This window comes from Burkholderia sp. WTPI3, assembly GCF_021483755.1.
GTDB lineage: Bacteria > Pseudomonadota > Gammaproteobacteria > Burkholderiales > Burkholderiaceae > Burkholderia.
Genome location: NZ_JAGIXF010000007.1, coordinates 58,109 through 73,179, shown reverse-complemented (window position 1 = coordinate 73,179; position 15,071 = coordinate 58,109). Strand labels below are relative to the sequence as shown.

16 protein-coding genes are annotated in these 15,071 nt (G+C 64.4%); 7 read left to right on the top strand and 9 right to left on the bottom strand.

The window, feature by feature from the left end; genetic code table 11:
• The first annotated feature begins 112 nt into the window (after nt 1–112).
• Nucleotides 113–901, top strand: a complete 789-nt coding sequence (locus J7024_RS06160; RefSeq protein WP_121859176.1) for a 3-hydroxybutyrate dehydrogenase — start codon at nt 113–115, stop codon at nt 899–901.
• Nucleotides 902–1,003: 102 nt separating this feature from the next.
• On the opposite strand, the gene J7024_RS06155 is transcribed toward J7024_RS06160, so the two are convergent.
• Nucleotides 1,004–2,203, bottom strand: coding sequence for an amino acid aminotransferase (locus tag J7024_RS06155; RefSeq protein ID WP_175762540.1), 1,200 nt, complete (start codon nt 2,201–2,203; stop codon nt 1,004–1,006).
• Between the two features lie 249 nt (nt 2,204–2,452).
• Here J7024_RS06155 and uvrB point away from each other — a divergent pair, with 249 nt between their 5' ends.
• The 5 genes from uvrB (at nt 2,453) to J7024_RS06130 (ending at nt 7,997) form a co-directional block, all read left to right on the top strand.
• Nucleotides 2,453–4,543: an excinuclease ABC subunit UvrB gene (gene uvrB, locus J7024_RS06150; RefSeq protein ID WP_175752657.1), complete on the top strand. Its 2,091-nt coding sequence runs from the start codon at nt 2,453–2,455 to the stop codon at nt 4,541–4,543.
• Between the two features lie 219 nt (nt 4,544–4,762).
• Nucleotides 4,763–5,314: an iron transporter gene (locus J7024_RS06145; RefSeq protein ID WP_124830827.1), complete on the top strand. Its 552-nt coding sequence runs from the start codon at nt 4,763–4,765 to the stop codon at nt 5,312–5,314.
• 55 nt (nt 5,315–5,369) lie between these two features.
• Nucleotides 5,370–5,702 (top strand): cupredoxin domain-containing protein, encoded by a 333-nt coding sequence (locus J7024_RS06140; RefSeq protein WP_124830828.1) that lies wholly within the window; start codon nt 5,370–5,372, stop codon nt 5,700–5,702.
• A 58-nt stretch (nt 5,703–5,760) separates the two neighbouring features.
• Nucleotides 5,761–6,603: an FTR1 family iron permease gene (locus J7024_RS06135; protein WP_175752655.1), complete on the top strand. Its 843-nt coding sequence runs from the start codon at nt 5,761–5,763 to the stop codon at nt 6,601–6,603.
• A complete protein-coding gene (locus tag J7024_RS06130; protein WP_124830830.1) occupies nt 6,600–7,997 on the top strand; it encodes a 4Fe-4S binding protein in 1,398 nt (465 codons plus the stop codon). The genes J7024_RS06135 and J7024_RS06130 overlap by 4 nt, the downstream gene beginning before the upstream one ends.
• A gap of 322 nt (nt 7,998–8,319) precedes the next feature.
• On the opposite strand, the gene hemP is transcribed toward J7024_RS06130, so the two are convergent.
• The 3 genes from hemP to J7024_RS06115 form a co-directional block, all read right to left on the bottom strand.
• Nucleotides 8,320–8,565: a hemin uptake protein HemP gene (hemP, locus tag J7024_RS06125; protein ID WP_096508968.1), complete on the bottom strand. Its 246-nt coding sequence runs from the start codon at nt 8,563–8,565 to the stop codon at nt 8,320–8,322.
• A gap of 138 nt (nt 8,566–8,703) precedes the next feature.
• On the bottom strand, nt 8,704–9,186 hold the full coding sequence (locus tag J7024_RS06120; RefSeq protein WP_121859184.1) for an SRPBCC family protein: 483 nt from the start codon (nt 9,184–9,186) through the stop codon (nt 8,704–8,706).
• Nucleotides 9,187–9,284: 98 nt separating this feature from the next.
• Entirely contained in the window at nt 9,285–10,157 is an 873-nt protein-coding gene (locus J7024_RS06115; RefSeq protein ID WP_124830832.1) for a pirin family protein, read from the bottom strand.
• A gap of 122 nt (nt 10,158–10,279) precedes the next feature.
• Here J7024_RS06115 and J7024_RS06110 point away from each other — a divergent pair, with 122 nt between their 5' ends.
• Nucleotides 10,280–11,257: a LysR family transcriptional regulator gene (locus J7024_RS06110; RefSeq protein WP_124830833.1), complete on the top strand. Its 978-nt coding sequence runs from the start codon at nt 10,280–10,282 to the stop codon at nt 11,255–11,257.
• Nucleotides 11,258–11,653: 396 nt separating this feature from the next.
• Here the strand turns inward: J7024_RS06110 and J7024_RS06105 are convergent, their stop codons facing one another.
• The 5 genes from J7024_RS06105 to murI form a co-directional block, all read right to left on the bottom strand.
• The gene (locus J7024_RS06105; protein WP_124830834.1) at nt 11,654–12,082 is read right to left on the bottom strand and encodes an ExbD/TolR family protein; all 429 of its coding nucleotides are present in this window, start codon (nt 12,080–12,082) and stop codon (nt 11,654–11,656) included.
• Nucleotides 12,083–12,094: 12 nt separating this feature from the next.
• The gene (locus J7024_RS06100) at nt 12,095–12,826 is read right to left on the bottom strand and encodes a MotA/TolQ/ExbB proton channel family protein (protein WP_124830835.1); all 732 of its coding nucleotides are present in this window, start codon (nt 12,824–12,826) and stop codon (nt 12,095–12,097) included.
• A gap of 36 nt (nt 12,827–12,862) precedes the next feature.
• A complete protein-coding gene (locus J7024_RS06095) occupies nt 12,863–13,591 on the bottom strand; it encodes an energy transducer TonB (protein WP_124830836.1) in 729 nt (242 codons plus the stop codon).
• Between the two features lie 218 nt (nt 13,592–13,809).
• The gene (locus tag J7024_RS06090; RefSeq protein WP_011885486.1) at nt 13,810–14,046 is read right to left on the bottom strand and encodes a (2Fe-2S)-binding protein; all 237 of its coding nucleotides are present in this window, start codon (nt 14,044–14,046) and stop codon (nt 13,810–13,812) included.
• Nucleotides 14,047–14,196: 150 nt separating this feature from the next.
• Nucleotides 14,197–15,060, bottom strand: coding sequence for a glutamate racemase (gene murI, locus J7024_RS06085; RefSeq protein ID WP_390680709.1), 864 nt, complete (start codon nt 15,058–15,060; stop codon nt 14,197–14,199).
• Between the last annotated feature and the right edge of the window lie 11 nt (nt 15,061–15,071).

Below are 15,071 nucleotides of genomic sequence, written 5' to 3'. Positions count from 1 at the left end.
GCGAACGGCGGGGCCGATCGTGCACAATAGCGACTGGCCTGCGTGCACGGCCGCGCGACGAAAGCGGACGCACGGGCGCGCTTTTTGGATTCGATAACGGAAGGAGACGGACATGGCAGCAGATCTGAGCGGCAAGACCGCAGTCGTCACGGGCGCCGCAAGCGGCATCGGCAAGGAAATCGCACTCGAACTCGCGAAAGCGGGTGCGGCCGTCGCGATCGCCGACCTGAACCAGGACGGCGCAAACGCGGTTGCCGACGAGATCAACAAGGCAGGCGGCAAGGCGATCGGCGTCGCGATGGACGTGACCAACGAGGACGCGGTCAACAGCGGCATCGACAAGGTGGCCGAGGCGTTCGGCTCGGTCGACATCCTGGTGTCGAACGCAGGCATCCAGATCGTCAACCCGATCGAGAACTACTCGTTCGCCGACTGGAAGAAGATGCAGGCGATCCACGTTGACGGCGCGTTCCTGACGACCAAGGCCGCGCTCAAGCACATGTACAAGGACGATCGCGGCGGCGTCGTGATCTACATGGGTTCGGTGCACTCGCACGAAGCGTCGCCGCTGAAGTCGGCGTACGTGACGGCCAAGCACGGCCTGCTCGGACTGGCACGCGTGCTGGCGAAGGAAGGCGCGAAGCATAACGTGCGCTCGCACGTGGTGTGTCCGGGCTTCGTGCGCACGCCGCTGGTCGACAAGCAGATTCCGGAGCAGGCGAAGGAACTCGGGATCAGCGAAGAGGAAGTCATCAAGAAGGTGATGCTGGGCAACACGGTCGACGGCGTGTTCACGACGGTGCAGGACGTCGCGCAAACGGTGCTGTTCCTGTCGGCCTTCCCGAGCGCCGCGCTCACCGGCCAGTCGTTCGTCGTCAGCCACGGCTGGTTCATGCAGTAACGAATGCCGGCAAGCAGGCCGGCATAAAAAACGCGCTCCGGGGAGCGCGTTTTTCATTTCGGCGGGGCGGCCTGGTGACGGCTGCCGCCTTTCGATGCCGATTTACTTCAGCACCGCTGCGACGGCATTGGCGACTGCGTCGAGGTTGCGCGTGTTCAGCGCTGCGACGCAGATGCGGCCCGTGCCGACTGCGTAGATGCCGAATTCTTCGCGCAGGCGATCGACTTGCGCCGAGGTCAGGCCCGAATACGAGAACATCCCGCGCTGCGCGTTGATGAAGCTGAAGTCGCGATCGACGCCGCTCGCCTTCAGGCGCTCGACGAGGCCGTTGCGCATCGCGCGGATACGGTCGCGCATTTCGCCGAGTTCCTGCACCCACGAAGCGTGCAGTTCCGGCGATGCCAGCACTGCTGCGACGACTGCGCCACCGTGGGTCGGCGGGTTCGAGTAGTTCGTGCGGATCACGCGCTTCAGTTGCGACAGCACACGCGTCGCCTCTTCCTTGCTCGACGTGATGATCGACAGCGCGCCAACGCGTTCGCCATACAGCGAGAACGACTTCGAGAACGACGACGACACGAACGCATTCAGGTCGGCCGCGGCAAACAGGCGCACGGCAGCGGCATCAGCCTCGATGTTCTCGCCGAAGCCCTGATAGGCCATGTCGAGGAACGGCACGAGGTTGCGTGCCTTCACGACGTCGACGACTTGCTGCCATTGCGCTTCGGTCAGGTCCACGCCGGTCGGGTTGTGGCAGCACGCGTGCAGCACGACGATCGTGCCGGCTGCGTAGCCGTTCAGTGCCGACAGCATGCCTTCGAAGTTCACGCCGTTGGTGGCAGCGTCGTAATACGGGTAGGCGACGACTTCGAAGCCGGCCGCTTCGAACAGTGCGCGGTGGTTTTCCCAGCTCGGATCGCTGATCGCGACCTTCGCGTTCTGGTTCACGGTGCGCAGGAAATCGGCGCCGATCTTCAGCGCGCCCGTGCCGCCCAGTGCCTGCGCCGTGACCACGCGGCCTGCGGCGATCAGCGGCGAATCGTTGCCGAGCAGCAGCTTCTGCACGGCTGCATCGTAGGCGGCGATCCCGTCGATCGGCAGGTAGCCGCGCGGCAGGCCGGCGTCGACACGTGCCTTCTCCGCTTCGCGAACGGCGCGCAGCAGCGGGATCTTGCCTTCTTCGTTCGTGTACACGCCGACGCCGAGGTTGACCTTGGTCGGACGCGCATCGGCGTTGAAAGCTTCGTTCAGGCCCAGGATCGGGTCGCGGGGAGCAAGCTGGACAGCGGAGAAGAGCGACATGATGATTCGGCAGTAGTGAAAAGAGGGTCAGGCTTTCAGCCGGCGGGACGGGCGCAGCGGACCGCGCGCCAACGGCACGGCGCCGGAAAGCGCAGCAGCCTGATATTGTAGCGAATTCACGATGGCCGGGGCGGCGATTGCGCGGCAAATCGCGATTTCGGGCGACGGCCATGCGTCAGGAGTCGTCAGCGGTCCGTCCTGCCGCGAAGCGCTAGAATAGTTTTTTTGCCCTCGCTCTGGCCGCACTCCATGTCCGAACATCACGCCGAAGTCGGCGACGCGCTCGACGAATCGAAATTCGTGACCTTCGAAGGGTCGCCATTCCAGCTGTATCAACCGTATCCGCCTGCAGGCGACCAGCCGACCGCGATCGAAACGCTCGTCGAAGGCGTCGGCGACGGCCTTGCCTTCCAGACGCTGCTCGGCGTGACGGGCTCGGGCAAGACCTTCACGATGGCCAACACGATCGCGCGGCTCGGCCGCCCGGCGATCGTGTTCGCGCCGAACAAGACGCTCGCGGCGCAGCTCTACGCGGAATTCCGCGAGTTCTTCCCGCGCAACGCGGTCGAGTACTTCGTCTCGTACTACGACTATTACCAGCCGGAAGCGTACGTGCCGCAGCGCGACCTGTTCATCGAGAAGGACTCGTCGATCAACGAGCACATCGAGCAGATGCGGCTGTCGGCGACGAAGAGCCTGATGGAGCGCCGCGACGTGGTGATCGTCGCGACGGTGTCGGCGATCTACGGTATCGGCAATCCGTCCGAGTACCACCAGATGATCCTGACGCTGCGCACGGGCGACAAGCTCGGCCAGCGCGACGTGATCGCGCGGCTGATCGCGATGCAGTACTCGCGCAACGAACAGGACTTCCAGCGCGGGACGTTCCGCGTGCGCGGCGACACGATCGACATCTTCCCGGCCGAACACGCGGAGATGGCCGTGCGCGTCGAACTGTTCGACGACGAGGTCGAGACGCTGCAATTGTTCGATCCGCTGACCGGGCGCGTGCGGCAGAAGATTCCGCGCTTCACCGTCTATCCGTCGTCGCACTACGTGACGCCGCGCGACACCGTGATGCGTGCGGTCGAGACGATCAAGGACGAATTGCGCGAGCGCCTCGAATTCTTCCACCGCGACGGCAAGCTCGTTGAGGCGCAGCGCCTCGAGCAGCGTACGCGCTTCGACCTCGAGATGCTGCAGGAGCTCGGCTTCTGCAAGGGCATCGAGAACTATTCGCGGCATTTCTCCGGCGCCGCACCCGGCGAGCCGCCGCCGACCCTCGTCGACTATCTGCCGCCCGACGCGCTGATGCTGCTCGACGAATCGCACGTGCTGATCGGCCAGTTGAACGGGATGTACAACGGCGACCGCGCGCGCAAGGAGAACCTCGTCAACTACGGCTTCCGGCTGCCGTCCGCGCTGGACAACCGGCCGCTCAAGTTCCCGGAGTTCGAGCGCAAGATGCGCCAGGTGGTGTTCGTGTCGGCGACGCCGGCCGACTACGAACAGCGCGTGACGGGGCAGATCGCCGAGCAGGTGGTGCGGCCGACCGGGCTCGTCGATCCGGAAATCGAAGTGCGGCCAGCCAGTTCGCAGGTCGATGACGTGCTGACCGAGATCAACGCGCGCGTGAATGCCGGCGAGCGCGTACTGATCACCGTGCTGACGAAGCGGATGGCGGAGCAACTCACCGAGTTCCTGGCCGATCACGGCGTCAAGGTGCGCTACCTGCACAGCGACATCGACACGGTTGAGCGGGTCGAGATCATTCGCGACCTGCGGCTCGGCACGTTCGACGTGCTGGTCGGGATCAACCTGCTGCGCGAGGGCCTCGACATTCCCGAGGTGTCGCTGGTCGCGATTCTCGATGCGGACAAGGAAGGCTTCCTGCGCGCCGAGCGCTCGCTGATCCAGACGATAGGCCGCGCCGCGCGGAACGTGAACGGCAAGGCGATTCTCTATGCCGACACGATGACCGAATCGATGAAGCGTGCGATCGGCGAGACCGAGCGGCGTCGTGCGAAGCAGATCGCGCACAACGAGAAGATGGGGATCACGCCGCGCGGCGTGGTGAAGCGCATCAAGGACATCATCGACGGCGTCTACAACGCCGACGACGCGCGTGCGGAGCTGAAGGAGGCGCAACAGCGCGCGAAGTTCGAGGACATGTCGGAAAAGCAGATCGCGAAGGAAATCAAGCGCCTCGAAAAGCAGATGGCCGATTACGCGAAGAACCTGGAGTTCGAGAAGGCTGCGGCCACCCGCGACCAGCTCGCGCTGCTGCGCGAACGCGTATTTGGCGCGAACGTGGGCGACCACGTCAGCGGCGGCCGGTAAATCTTTCCAAACGTCACTGAGGCCTCTCGGTAACGGCGTTATAAGCCTTGTGGGATCAGGGGTTTACGCGGGGTCCCGTTTGTTCCGGAGGCCGTTCGGTGCTAAACTTTCCAAGTATTGAGAATAGTTCGCATTAACGTTCTTCGTTGCGTTAGTGTTTTCAGCGCGGCGTCCGGGAGGGCGGCGCGCGGGTCGTCAGACAAATAACAAGGAGTGTCCATGTTGGGTTCTTCGTTCATCCGCACGTCGGTTGCGGTAGCGGCGGCGCTTGCCGCGATGTCGGCTTCGGCTGCCGAATATCCGATCGGCAAGCAGCAGATCCAGGGCGGCATGGAAATCGGCGCGGTGTACCTGCAGCCGATCACGATGGATCCGGAAGGGATGATGCGCAAGGCGTCCGATTCCGACGTTCACCTCGAGGCCGATATCCACGCGGTCAAGAACAACCCGACGGGTTTCGCGGAAGGCGACTGGATGCCGTACCTGCAAGTCACGTACAAGCTGACGAAGCAGGGCGACACGAAGTGGAAGGCTGAAGGGGACCTGATGCCGATGGTGGCGAGCGACGGTCCGCACTATGGCGACAACGTGAAGCTGGCAGGCCCCGGCAAGTACCACCTGACAATGACCGTCAAGCCGCCGATGCAGTCGGGCCACATGGCGTTTGGCCGCCATGTCGACAAGGAAACGGGCGTGGGCCCGTGGTTCAAGCCCATCACCCTCGAATACGATTTCCCGTTCGCCGGCATCGGCAAGAAGGGCGGGTACTGATCGGTGGAATCACGGACGGCGCGCCTTGGCGCGCCGTCGGCGTAGAGAACCCAGAATGAAATATCCCCAGAAAATCGCTGTCGCAGCCGCCGCGCTGTGGCTCGCCGGCGCGGTGCATGCCGCCGATCTGCCGACGTTCAAGCTCGAGATGACGGACGGCAAGCTGAATCCCGCCCGCATCGAAGTGCCGGCTGGTCAGCGCTTCAAGATCGAGATCAAGAATACCGGCAAGGGTGCCGCCGAATTCGAGAGCGTGCAGTTGCGCAAGGAGAAGGTGCTTGCGCCGGGCGCCGATTCGTTCGTGGTCGTCGCTCCGCTGTCGCCGGGCGAATACAAGTTTTTCGACGATTTCCACCAGCAGGCGCAGGGCGTGATCGTCGCGAAGTAACGCGTTTTATCTGCATGCGGGCGCACGAGTGCCTTGCCTCGCACGTCAGGAGGATTCAATGGGTCAGATCTTGTTCATCGTCTGGCGGGAGAGCGTCGAAGCGCTGCTCGTCGTCGGCATCCTCTATGCATGGCTGAAGAACGGCGACGACGATGCGCGTCGCGGTCTGCCGTATCTGTGGACCGGTGTCGCGGCCGGCTTGCTGATGGCCGTCGGCCTTGGCGCCGCGCTCGTCGGCTTTACCGAAGTGCTGTCCGGCGACGCGCAGGACTATTTCCAGACCGCGATGGTGTTGATCGCGTGCGTGCTGATCGTGCAGATGGTGCTGTGGATGCGCCGGCACGGCCGCACGCTCAAGCGCGACATGGAGCACTCGCTGCAGCAGAGCACGCGCGATTCGAACTGGTGGGGCGTGGGGGTGCTGGTCGCTCTCGCGATCGCCCGCGAAGGCAGCGAGACGGTGATCTTCCTGTACGGTCTCGGGTTCGGCCAGTCAGGGCACGTGGACGGCAGCCAGATGCTCGCGGTCGTGATCGGTCTGGGCCTCGCGTTCCTCACGTTCTATTTGCTGCAACTTGGCGGCAAGTACTTCTCGTGGCGGCATTTCTTCCGCGTGACCGAAATCATGCTGTTGTTCCTGGGCGCGGGCCTGTTCCAGACGGGTGTCGACAAGCTGATCGACAAGGAAATCCTGCCGCTCGGCATTTCGCAGGTGTGGGACACGTCCGGGATCCTCGATGATTCGAGCACGTTCGGCTCGCTCGTTGCCACGCTGACGGGCTATCGCGCACATCCGGCGTTGACCAACCTGATCGCGTATGCGGTGTACTGGGCGGTCGTGTGGCTGCTGATGAAGTGCGCAAGCCGCCGTCCGGCCGTTACCGCGGGTCGCACGGCATGAGCGTTGTCGCCGCAGCCAAGCCGGGCTGGCTCGCACAGGCCGGCCAGTGGATGCAGCGCCACGGCGCGGTGATCCGCGGCATCCAGTGGGTCGTCGTCGGCGTCTACGCGTTCCTGATCATCGTACCGGCAGTGTTGCCGCTGCCGGACGATTCCGCGCATCTGTGGAGCAATCTCACGCTGATTGCGCAGTTCGTGTTCTGGGGCATCTGGTGGCCGTTCGTGCTGCTGTCGATGGTGATGCTCGGCCGCGTCTGGTGCGGCGTGCTGTGCCCGGAAGGCGCACTGACCGAATATGCGAGCAAGTTCGGCCGCGGCGGCGCGATTCCGCGCTGGATGCGGTGGGGCGGCTGGCCGTTCGTCGCGTTCGGGCTCACGACGATCTACGGACAGATGGTCAGCGTGTACCAGTACCCGCTCGCGGTACTGTTCGTGCTCGGCGGCTCGACCGTCGGCGCGATCGTGATCGGCTTGCTGTACGGACGCGAGAAGCGCGTGTGGTGCAAGTATCTGTGCCCGGTCAACGGCGTGTTCGGGCTGCTGTCGCGGCTCGCGCCGATGCGCTACAAGGTTGACGAGGAGGCGTGGCGCCGCTCGTACAAGAACGGCGAACATGGCCATCGCGTGATTCCGATCAACTGCGCGCCGCTCGTGCCGTTGCGCAGCATGAAGGGCGCGGCGTCGTGCCATATGTGCGGCCGCTGCAGCGGGCATCGCGATGCGATCTCGCTGTCGTTGCGCTCGCCGTCCGATGAAGTCGTGAACCTCGGCGCGCAGCAGGCGAATCCGTGGGACACGGCACTGATCCTGTACGGCCTGCTCGGTGTCGCGATCGGTGCATTTCACTGGACCGTCAGCCCGTGGTTCGTGCAGATCAAGCAATGGCTCGCGGGCTGGCTGATCGACCGCGACATCACGTGGCCGCTCGAGACCAATGCACCGTGGTTCCTGCTCACGCATTACCCGGATCGTAACGACGTGTTTTCGTGGCTCGACGGCGGCCTGATCGTCAGCTACATCGTCGGGACGGGGCTCGTGTACGGCACCGCGCTGCTCGTGCTGCTGGCCGGCGCGACGCTGATGCTCGGCCGCTTCGATCGCGTGCGTCTCCATCATCTCGCACAGGCATTGATCCCGATCGCCGGCGCGGGCGTGTTCCTCGGACTGTCGGCGACGACGCTGTCGCTGCTGCGGGCCGAGCACGTGCCGCTCGGTTGGGCGTCGGACGTGCGCATCGCGATTCTGGCCGGTGCCAATGCATGGAGCGCCTGGCTCGCATGGAAGGTGACGGGGCGCTATGCGGCGTGGCCGCGCCGATTGGCTGCATTCGCATGTTTTGCGGCCGGCCTCGCCGTCGTCGACAGTGCGTGGTGGCTGATGTTCTGGGGTTTCTGACGCAGCATCGACGGCTTCGCGGCCGTTGCGCTTCGCAACCCGGTGGACGAGGTTCCGTTATCGGCTCCGAAGCGCTCGAACAGCGGGGCGGGTGGGCCGGATACTTGTTCTTTCCGCGTCCGGCCGCCCAAATAAAAAAGCGACACGTCCTTCGACGTGTCGCTTTTTTTCTTCCTTGTGCGAGAACCAAAAAAATGGCTTGGCTTGCTGCAACGGCTGCTTGAGTGTGTTTGCACGAAGGGGTCTAGATCTCGCGTGCAAGCCGTTACGCTGGCTACTGCCCAACACCTCTCAGGGAGGTGGTCCCCACAATACTCTGTCGTTACTTCGTCAGGATCAGCTTGCCGAGCCGCGTGGCGCGCAGCTGATAAGTCTCCCCGTTGTGCGCGATGCTGATGTGGCTGTGGCCCTGCAGCAGCGCATCGCTGCTGACGACCCGTGTGCCTGCATCGCGGCTTGCGGCCGGCTTCGCCGGCGTCGTGACCGCTGCCGTCTTTTGACGGTTGCCGCCTGCGGTGCCGGTCGGGCGGCGCAAGGTCAGCGTGGTCGGGCGCGTGGTGTCGGTCATTCGGTTGATCGGTGACTGTCGATACGATGGAATGAATTCTAAATGATAACTATTCCCATTTACAAAAACTCTTTATCGATCGAAGTGGTCAACCCGATAGCCTGTATCAAAGGGGCGGCCCATAGACCGCCCGGCGCGTCAGTGCAGCGGATCCGGGTCCTTGCGGCCCTGCGCGTATTCACGGATCAGGCGCACGGTGTCGATGTCCGACGTGCGATACGCTTCCTTGACGATGCCGTGCGTCTGGCGCGCTTCCTCGCTGTCGTCCGTAACGGTCAGCGTCGTGCGGTATTCGAAGCGCAGGAACAGCTCATGGTCGTCGCGCTCCTCGATCGTCATCGTCAGAGAGCCACCGATTTCGCCGCCCGCTGCGTGGATGTCGTAGCGCACTTGCTGGTTCGGCGTGAACGTCACGCGATCGCGCACGGTCGCATGGCCATAATGCAGCTCGCGTTCGAGCGTCGTGTCCGTTCGTTCGTGGACGACACAGCTGTCGAGGCCGATCACGAACAGCTGCGGCTGTTCGGCGCGCAGCACGAGGCCTTCCCAGAGCTGCTCGCGGGTGAGGGACGGCACGGCCGGATCGTCGGAGTTGATCTGGATCAGATGTTCGAAGTTCAAGGGGACGGGTTCCTTCTGGTGGCGGACAGCCACATGGTTCAAGAACTCATTGTGACGCAAAACGAGTCATTTCGCGGCACCTGCGTCCCGATCGGGCGTCACGCCTCGATACTTCCCATGCGGCCGGTCTGGTAGTCGACGACGGCTTGCCGGATCTCTTCCTCGGTATTCATCACGAACGGCCCGTAGCGGACGATCGGCTCGTTGAGCGGCACGCCGCCGATCAGCAGCAGGTCGAGCGGCGTGTCGCCGGCTTCGAACGTCACTGCGTCGCCGTCATCGCCGTAGACCACCATGTGCCGTGCGTCGACAAGCTGTCTGTCGGGCCCGTAACGGCCCGCTCCATCGAGCGGATAGGCGAACACGCGATAGCCCGCCGGCACCGGCTGGGAGACCGATGCGCCCGGTTGCAGCGTGAAATGCTGGTAGAGGATCGGCGTGCGCGTCTCGATCGCCGCACGTACGCCGAATGCCTCGCCGGCGATCACGCGGACGTGCGCACGACCGTCCGGCGACGTGGCGCTCGGGATGCGGTCGGCCGAAATCTCCTGGTAGCGCGGCGCGATCAGCTTGTCGCGGCGCGGCAGGTTGACCCACAGCTGGAAGCCGTGCGAGCGTCCGCCTGCCTGCGCGAATGCCGGATCCGGCATCTCGCTGTGCACGACGCCGGCGCCGGCGGTCATCCACTGCACGTCGCCGGGCCCGAGCGTGCCGGCATGGCCGGCCGAGTCGCGATGGCGAAAGCGCCCGTCGAGCACGTACGTCACGGTCTCGAAGCCGCGATGCGGATGGTCGGGCGCGCCCTTGGCTTCGCCGGGCGCATAGTCGACGGGACCCATTTCATCGAGCAGCAGGAACGGATCGAAATCCATCAGCAGCCGGGTCGGAAACGGACGGTGAACCACGAAGCCGCCGCCTTCGGTCGTGCGAAGTGCGGGGTACGTGCGGTCAAGCGAGCGAGCGGTCGTCATGCAGAAGCCCTCGTTATCGTCGGAATAGCGTTATTTTTGAAACATAGCGCTATTATATTGGGCGTTTTACCGTCCGATTTGCGGCGCTTCGCAATGGATTGTTCTGAAATTGGAACGATGACATGAACATCGATGCACACAACCTGAACGACCTCATGTACTTTTCGCAGGTCGTCGAGCACGGCGGTTTCTCGGCAGCCGAGCGCGTGCTGGGTATCTCGAAATCGCGCCTGTCGCGGCGCCTGACCGAACTCGAGGCGGCGCTCGGCGTGCGCCTGCTGCAGCGCTCGACGCGCAAGCTTGCGCTGACCGAGGCGGGGGAACTGTTCTACCAGCATTGCCAGGCGATGCTCGCCGAAGCCCGGGCCGCGATGAACGCCGTGCAGCAACTGCGCGCGTCGCCGCGCGGTTCGGTGCGCGTCAGCGTTCCGGTCACGCTGTCGCAGACGATGCTGTCGCGCCTCCTCCCTGAATTCCTGCACCGCTATCCCGAGGTGAAGGTGCACATTCGTGTGACGAATCGCGTGATCGACCTGTTCGAGGATTCGATCGACGTCGCGTTGCGCGTGCGCTCGGAGCCGCCGCAGAACGCGAACATCGTCGTGCGGCCACTGTGGCGCACCGAGCAGATGCTGGTCGGTGCGCCGAGCCTGCTGAACCAGAACGCGCCGCCGCTGGTGCCGGACGATCTGGCGCACTTCGAGACGCTCGATACGCCGAGCGTCGACGGGCGGCACGTGTTCAACCTGATCGCACCGGACGGCACGCGTCATTTGCACGAGCACGATCCGCGCCTCGTGACGGCCGACCTGATGACGATCCGTGAAGCGGTGCTGGACGGGCTTGGCATCGCGGCGCTGCCCGAGATGATGTACGGCAATGCATTGCGCGCGGGCCAGTTGTCGCCGGTGATGCCGGGCTGGACGCTGCCGGTGCCGCAGCTCTACGCAGTGTTCGTCTCGCGGCAGGGGATGCCGCCGGCCGTGCGTGCGTTCGTCGACTATCTGGTCGAGAAGCTCGACCATGGCGAATACAAGCAGCCGGGGTGTCCCGAGCGCGCGAAGAAGGAAGCGGCGGCGGCCGATGCTTCGTCCACCTGAATGGAAAATGCGCGTCGTGGCAAATTTGTTTTGTCATTGAAGCGCCGTCTGCAATCGCAAGTTTCAATCGGCGGGGCCTTGAATGCGCGCACGCGCGAGCCTATATTGAAATCCCATTTCGTGAAGGAAGTTCTGAGCGGAATCAGGTGGCCGCATATATTGCGAGCCAGATAGGGCAGAACGCGCAATCCGTGCAGACCACGGTAGTCGCATTTGCGTTGCTCGAGGCGCAACCGATACCGCCGAAGAGCCCGCCGCCCGAAGGCGCCCGCGTGCGCATGAAAAAAGGCCTTCATCTGGCGATGAAGGCCTTTTACTTTGTGTGTGGCCGGCGAGGTGTGGCCGGCGAGGTGAGGCTGGCGAGACGCTACCAACGACGCGCGCAATGCGCGTGCGTTACTTCGTCTTCGCGGTCGGCTCCGTCACGAAGCCGAGTTTCGTCAGGCCGCCGGCCTGCGCATCCGACATCACTTCGGCGACGCGCTCATATGCAACCTTGCGGTCTGCACGCAGGTGCAACTCCGGTTGCGGCTGATGCTTTGCCGCTTCCGCAATGTGTGCCTGCAGTTGTTCGCGCGTGACCGTCTCGTCGTTCCACAGGAGCGTGCCATTGCCTTCGATCGCGACGTCGACCGTTTGCGGCTTCTCATCGACGGGTTGACTGCTTGCATGCGGCAGGTCGATCTTTACCGCGTGCTGCATCGCCGGGATCGTCACGAGGAAAATGATCAGGAGTACGAGCATGACGTCGACGAGCGGCGTCATGTTGATCTCGCTCATCACGCCATCGTCGTCATCGTCGCTGAAACCGGTGTTCATTGCCATGGTTCACCCCGCTCAGCTGGCGCGCGTCGCGAGACGCAGGCCGTCGCGGGTCGACGACGACGCGAGGCTCGCGCCCGTCACGAAGTACGCGTGCAGGCCGTGTGCGAAGCGGCGCAGCTTGCTGACTACACCCTTGTTGGCGCGGGTCAGTGCGTTGTAGCCGAGCACCGCGGGAATCGCGACGAACAGGCCGAAGGCCGTCATGATCAGCGATTCGCCGACCGGGCCCGCGACCTGGTCGATCGACGTCTGGCCGGTTGCGCCGATCGCGAGCAGCGCGTGATAGATGCCCCAGACCGTGCCGAACAGGCCGACGAACGGCGCCGTGCTGCCGATCGATGCGAGAATCGCGAGGCCGGCCTGCATGCGCGAGATGCCTTCGTCCATCGTGTCCTTCAGGCAGCGCGTGACCCAGTCCGACACGTCCATGCGGTCGTGCAGGTGCGGTTGCGTCTGATGGTGGTGATCGGCGGCTTCCTTGCCCGACAGCGCGAGCGCGAGGAACGGGTTCTCGCTCGGCGTCGATGCGGTGAGGCCGAGCTTCTTGATGCCGTCGTCGAAATTGTCCGAATGCCAGAAGGCCTGTTCGGCATTCTTCGTGAGACGGTTCAGGCGAACCACGTTCCAGCCCTTGACGATGATCACGATCCACGACAGGACCGACATCACGAGCAGCGTGATCGCAATGGCGCGCGTGACGAAATCACCTTGCGCCCAGACGTGCGCGATACCGTAGCTTTGCATTTTCTTGTTTCCTTTGAATCTACCGAATATGACGGGTTAGTCGTCGAGCGTGAAGTTGAAGGGCAGCGTATGGGCGGCGCGGATCGCTTGCCCGTTCTCGATGTACGGCGGGCACGTGCTGGCGCGCGTCGCCTCGAGTGCGGCTTCGTCGAGGCGCGGGTAGCCGCTGCTCTTCTGCAACTGGACGCTTTCGATCTTGCCCGTCACGCCAATGATGAAGTGAACATAAGCCGTGCCCGTTTCGCCGCGTCGCTTCGACATCGACGGATAGGCGGGTTTCACGAAATTGCAGGTGAGCGCCGATACGTTCTTCGGTGCGCCGACCTGCATCGTCTCGCGAGCCGGGCCGGGTGCCGCAGCCGGCGCAGCAGGAGCTGGTGCGGCGGGGGCCGGTGTCGGATCGACGGCTGCCGGCGCGGGCGTCGGCGACGGTGCCTGCGCAACCGGCCGAGGTGTCGGGATGGCTTTCTGCACCGGCTTGGGCTCGACCTTCGGCTTCACGCGAGGCGTGGGCTTGGGCGGCGCAGGCTGCTGGGCGGCCGACTGGACCGCCACCGGCTGGGCAGCCGGCGCCGGCGGAATGAGTTGCGCGGTGATCGACTGTACCGCGACTTCCTTCGGCGGTGGTGCGTTGCGATGGAGCCACGCGGCCGTCAGCATGATCGCGTGTGCGGCCAGCACACCGACCGCGACAGCGATGACCCGGGGATTCATACGTGGAGCAGCCGGCAAGACGCCGGCAGGAGCGGATTGCGAAGCCTGCATGTTAGCTTGAAAGAACGACGCCGCACCCGGGGGGCGACGGGTGAATCGGCATCACTTGCGGAAAATCAGCAGCGAGATGCAAACGGTGGTCACAAATCCGATCAGCAATTCCATGACAGGCTCCTTGGCAGGTAAGCCGTTGGCTCGCGCGGATGGTGGCTTGCTGACGGTCGAAACAAAAATTGCGGCCGGGGCCGCATGCGTAGGCCCCGCGCCGCTCAGGCGGCCTTGCGGTCGTAGAACGTCACCGGGATCGGATGAGCGTGGTGCTCGACACCGCACCGGCTCGCGCAGACACCTTGCTCGGCCATGAGGTCGCGTACGGACTCCTCGCACTTGCCGCAGCACGTGGCCACGCCAAGCTCGAACTGGAGCTCATCGAAAGAGCTGACGCCTTCGGCGAGGGACGCGCGAATCTTGCGATCGGAAACAGACTTGCACACGCAGACGATCATGATGAGTTGCGATAGCTAACGTTAATGCGAATTATTATCATTAAATTTGAGGGTGTTGACAAGCCTGAGGCGGGCTTTTTTTAAGGTCATCGGACCCTTGAAACGGAAGGTGCGGCGGGAGAGGGCGTACCGGCGGCGTGCCGGCCCGCGTCAGGCGGTCGCGCAGGCGCGCGCGTTCGGCGAGGAAATGGTAACGGATTCGACCGGCGCATCGAGGCCGAGCAGCGTCGACGCGAGCGCGCGCAGTTGCAGGCCATCGCTGGTCGAGCAGAAGCGCGGCGGCGCGGCACGCGTGCCGGCCGGCGCGCGCAGGCCGCGTTCGTCGAGAACGCGCGTGAGCTGGCGGGCGATGGCGTCGCTCGTGTCGACGATCGTCAGGCGGTCGCCAACAAGGTTGCGGATCGTTTCGGTGAAGAACGGGTAGTGCGTGCAACCGAGTACCAGCGTATCGGCACCGTCGTCGAGCATCGGCTGCAGGTAACGCGTAAGCAACGCGCGCAACGCGGGCGAGTCGGTGTCGCCGCGTTCGATCGCTTCGACGAGCCCGTGGCCGGGTTGGCAGATGAAGCGGCGGCCGGCGCCGTAGCGGTCGAGCAACGCCTGGAAGCGCGGGCTGTTCAGTGTCGATTGCGTGGCGAGAACGCCCGCGACGCCGGTCGACGACAGCGCGGCGGCCGGTTTGATGCCCGGCTCGACACCGACGAGCGGTATCGACAGGCATTCGCGGATGGCCGCGATCGCCCGCGCCGTTGCGGTGTTGCATGCAATGACGAGGGCTTTCGCGCCTTCGCGGGCGAGCCACTCGCCGATCGCCAGCGTACGTTCCGTAATGAATGCCTCGTCGCGCGGCCCGTACGGCGCATGCTGCGAATCGGCGACGTAGATGAACGACTCGCCGGGCAGGTGCGCGCGCACGGCGCGCAGCACCGACAGGCCGCCGAGCCCCGAGTCGAAGATACCGACGGGGGCTGCGGGGCGGACCCCGGAAGCGGCTGGCTGGTTCGTCATCGTCATCTGGGCGGCGC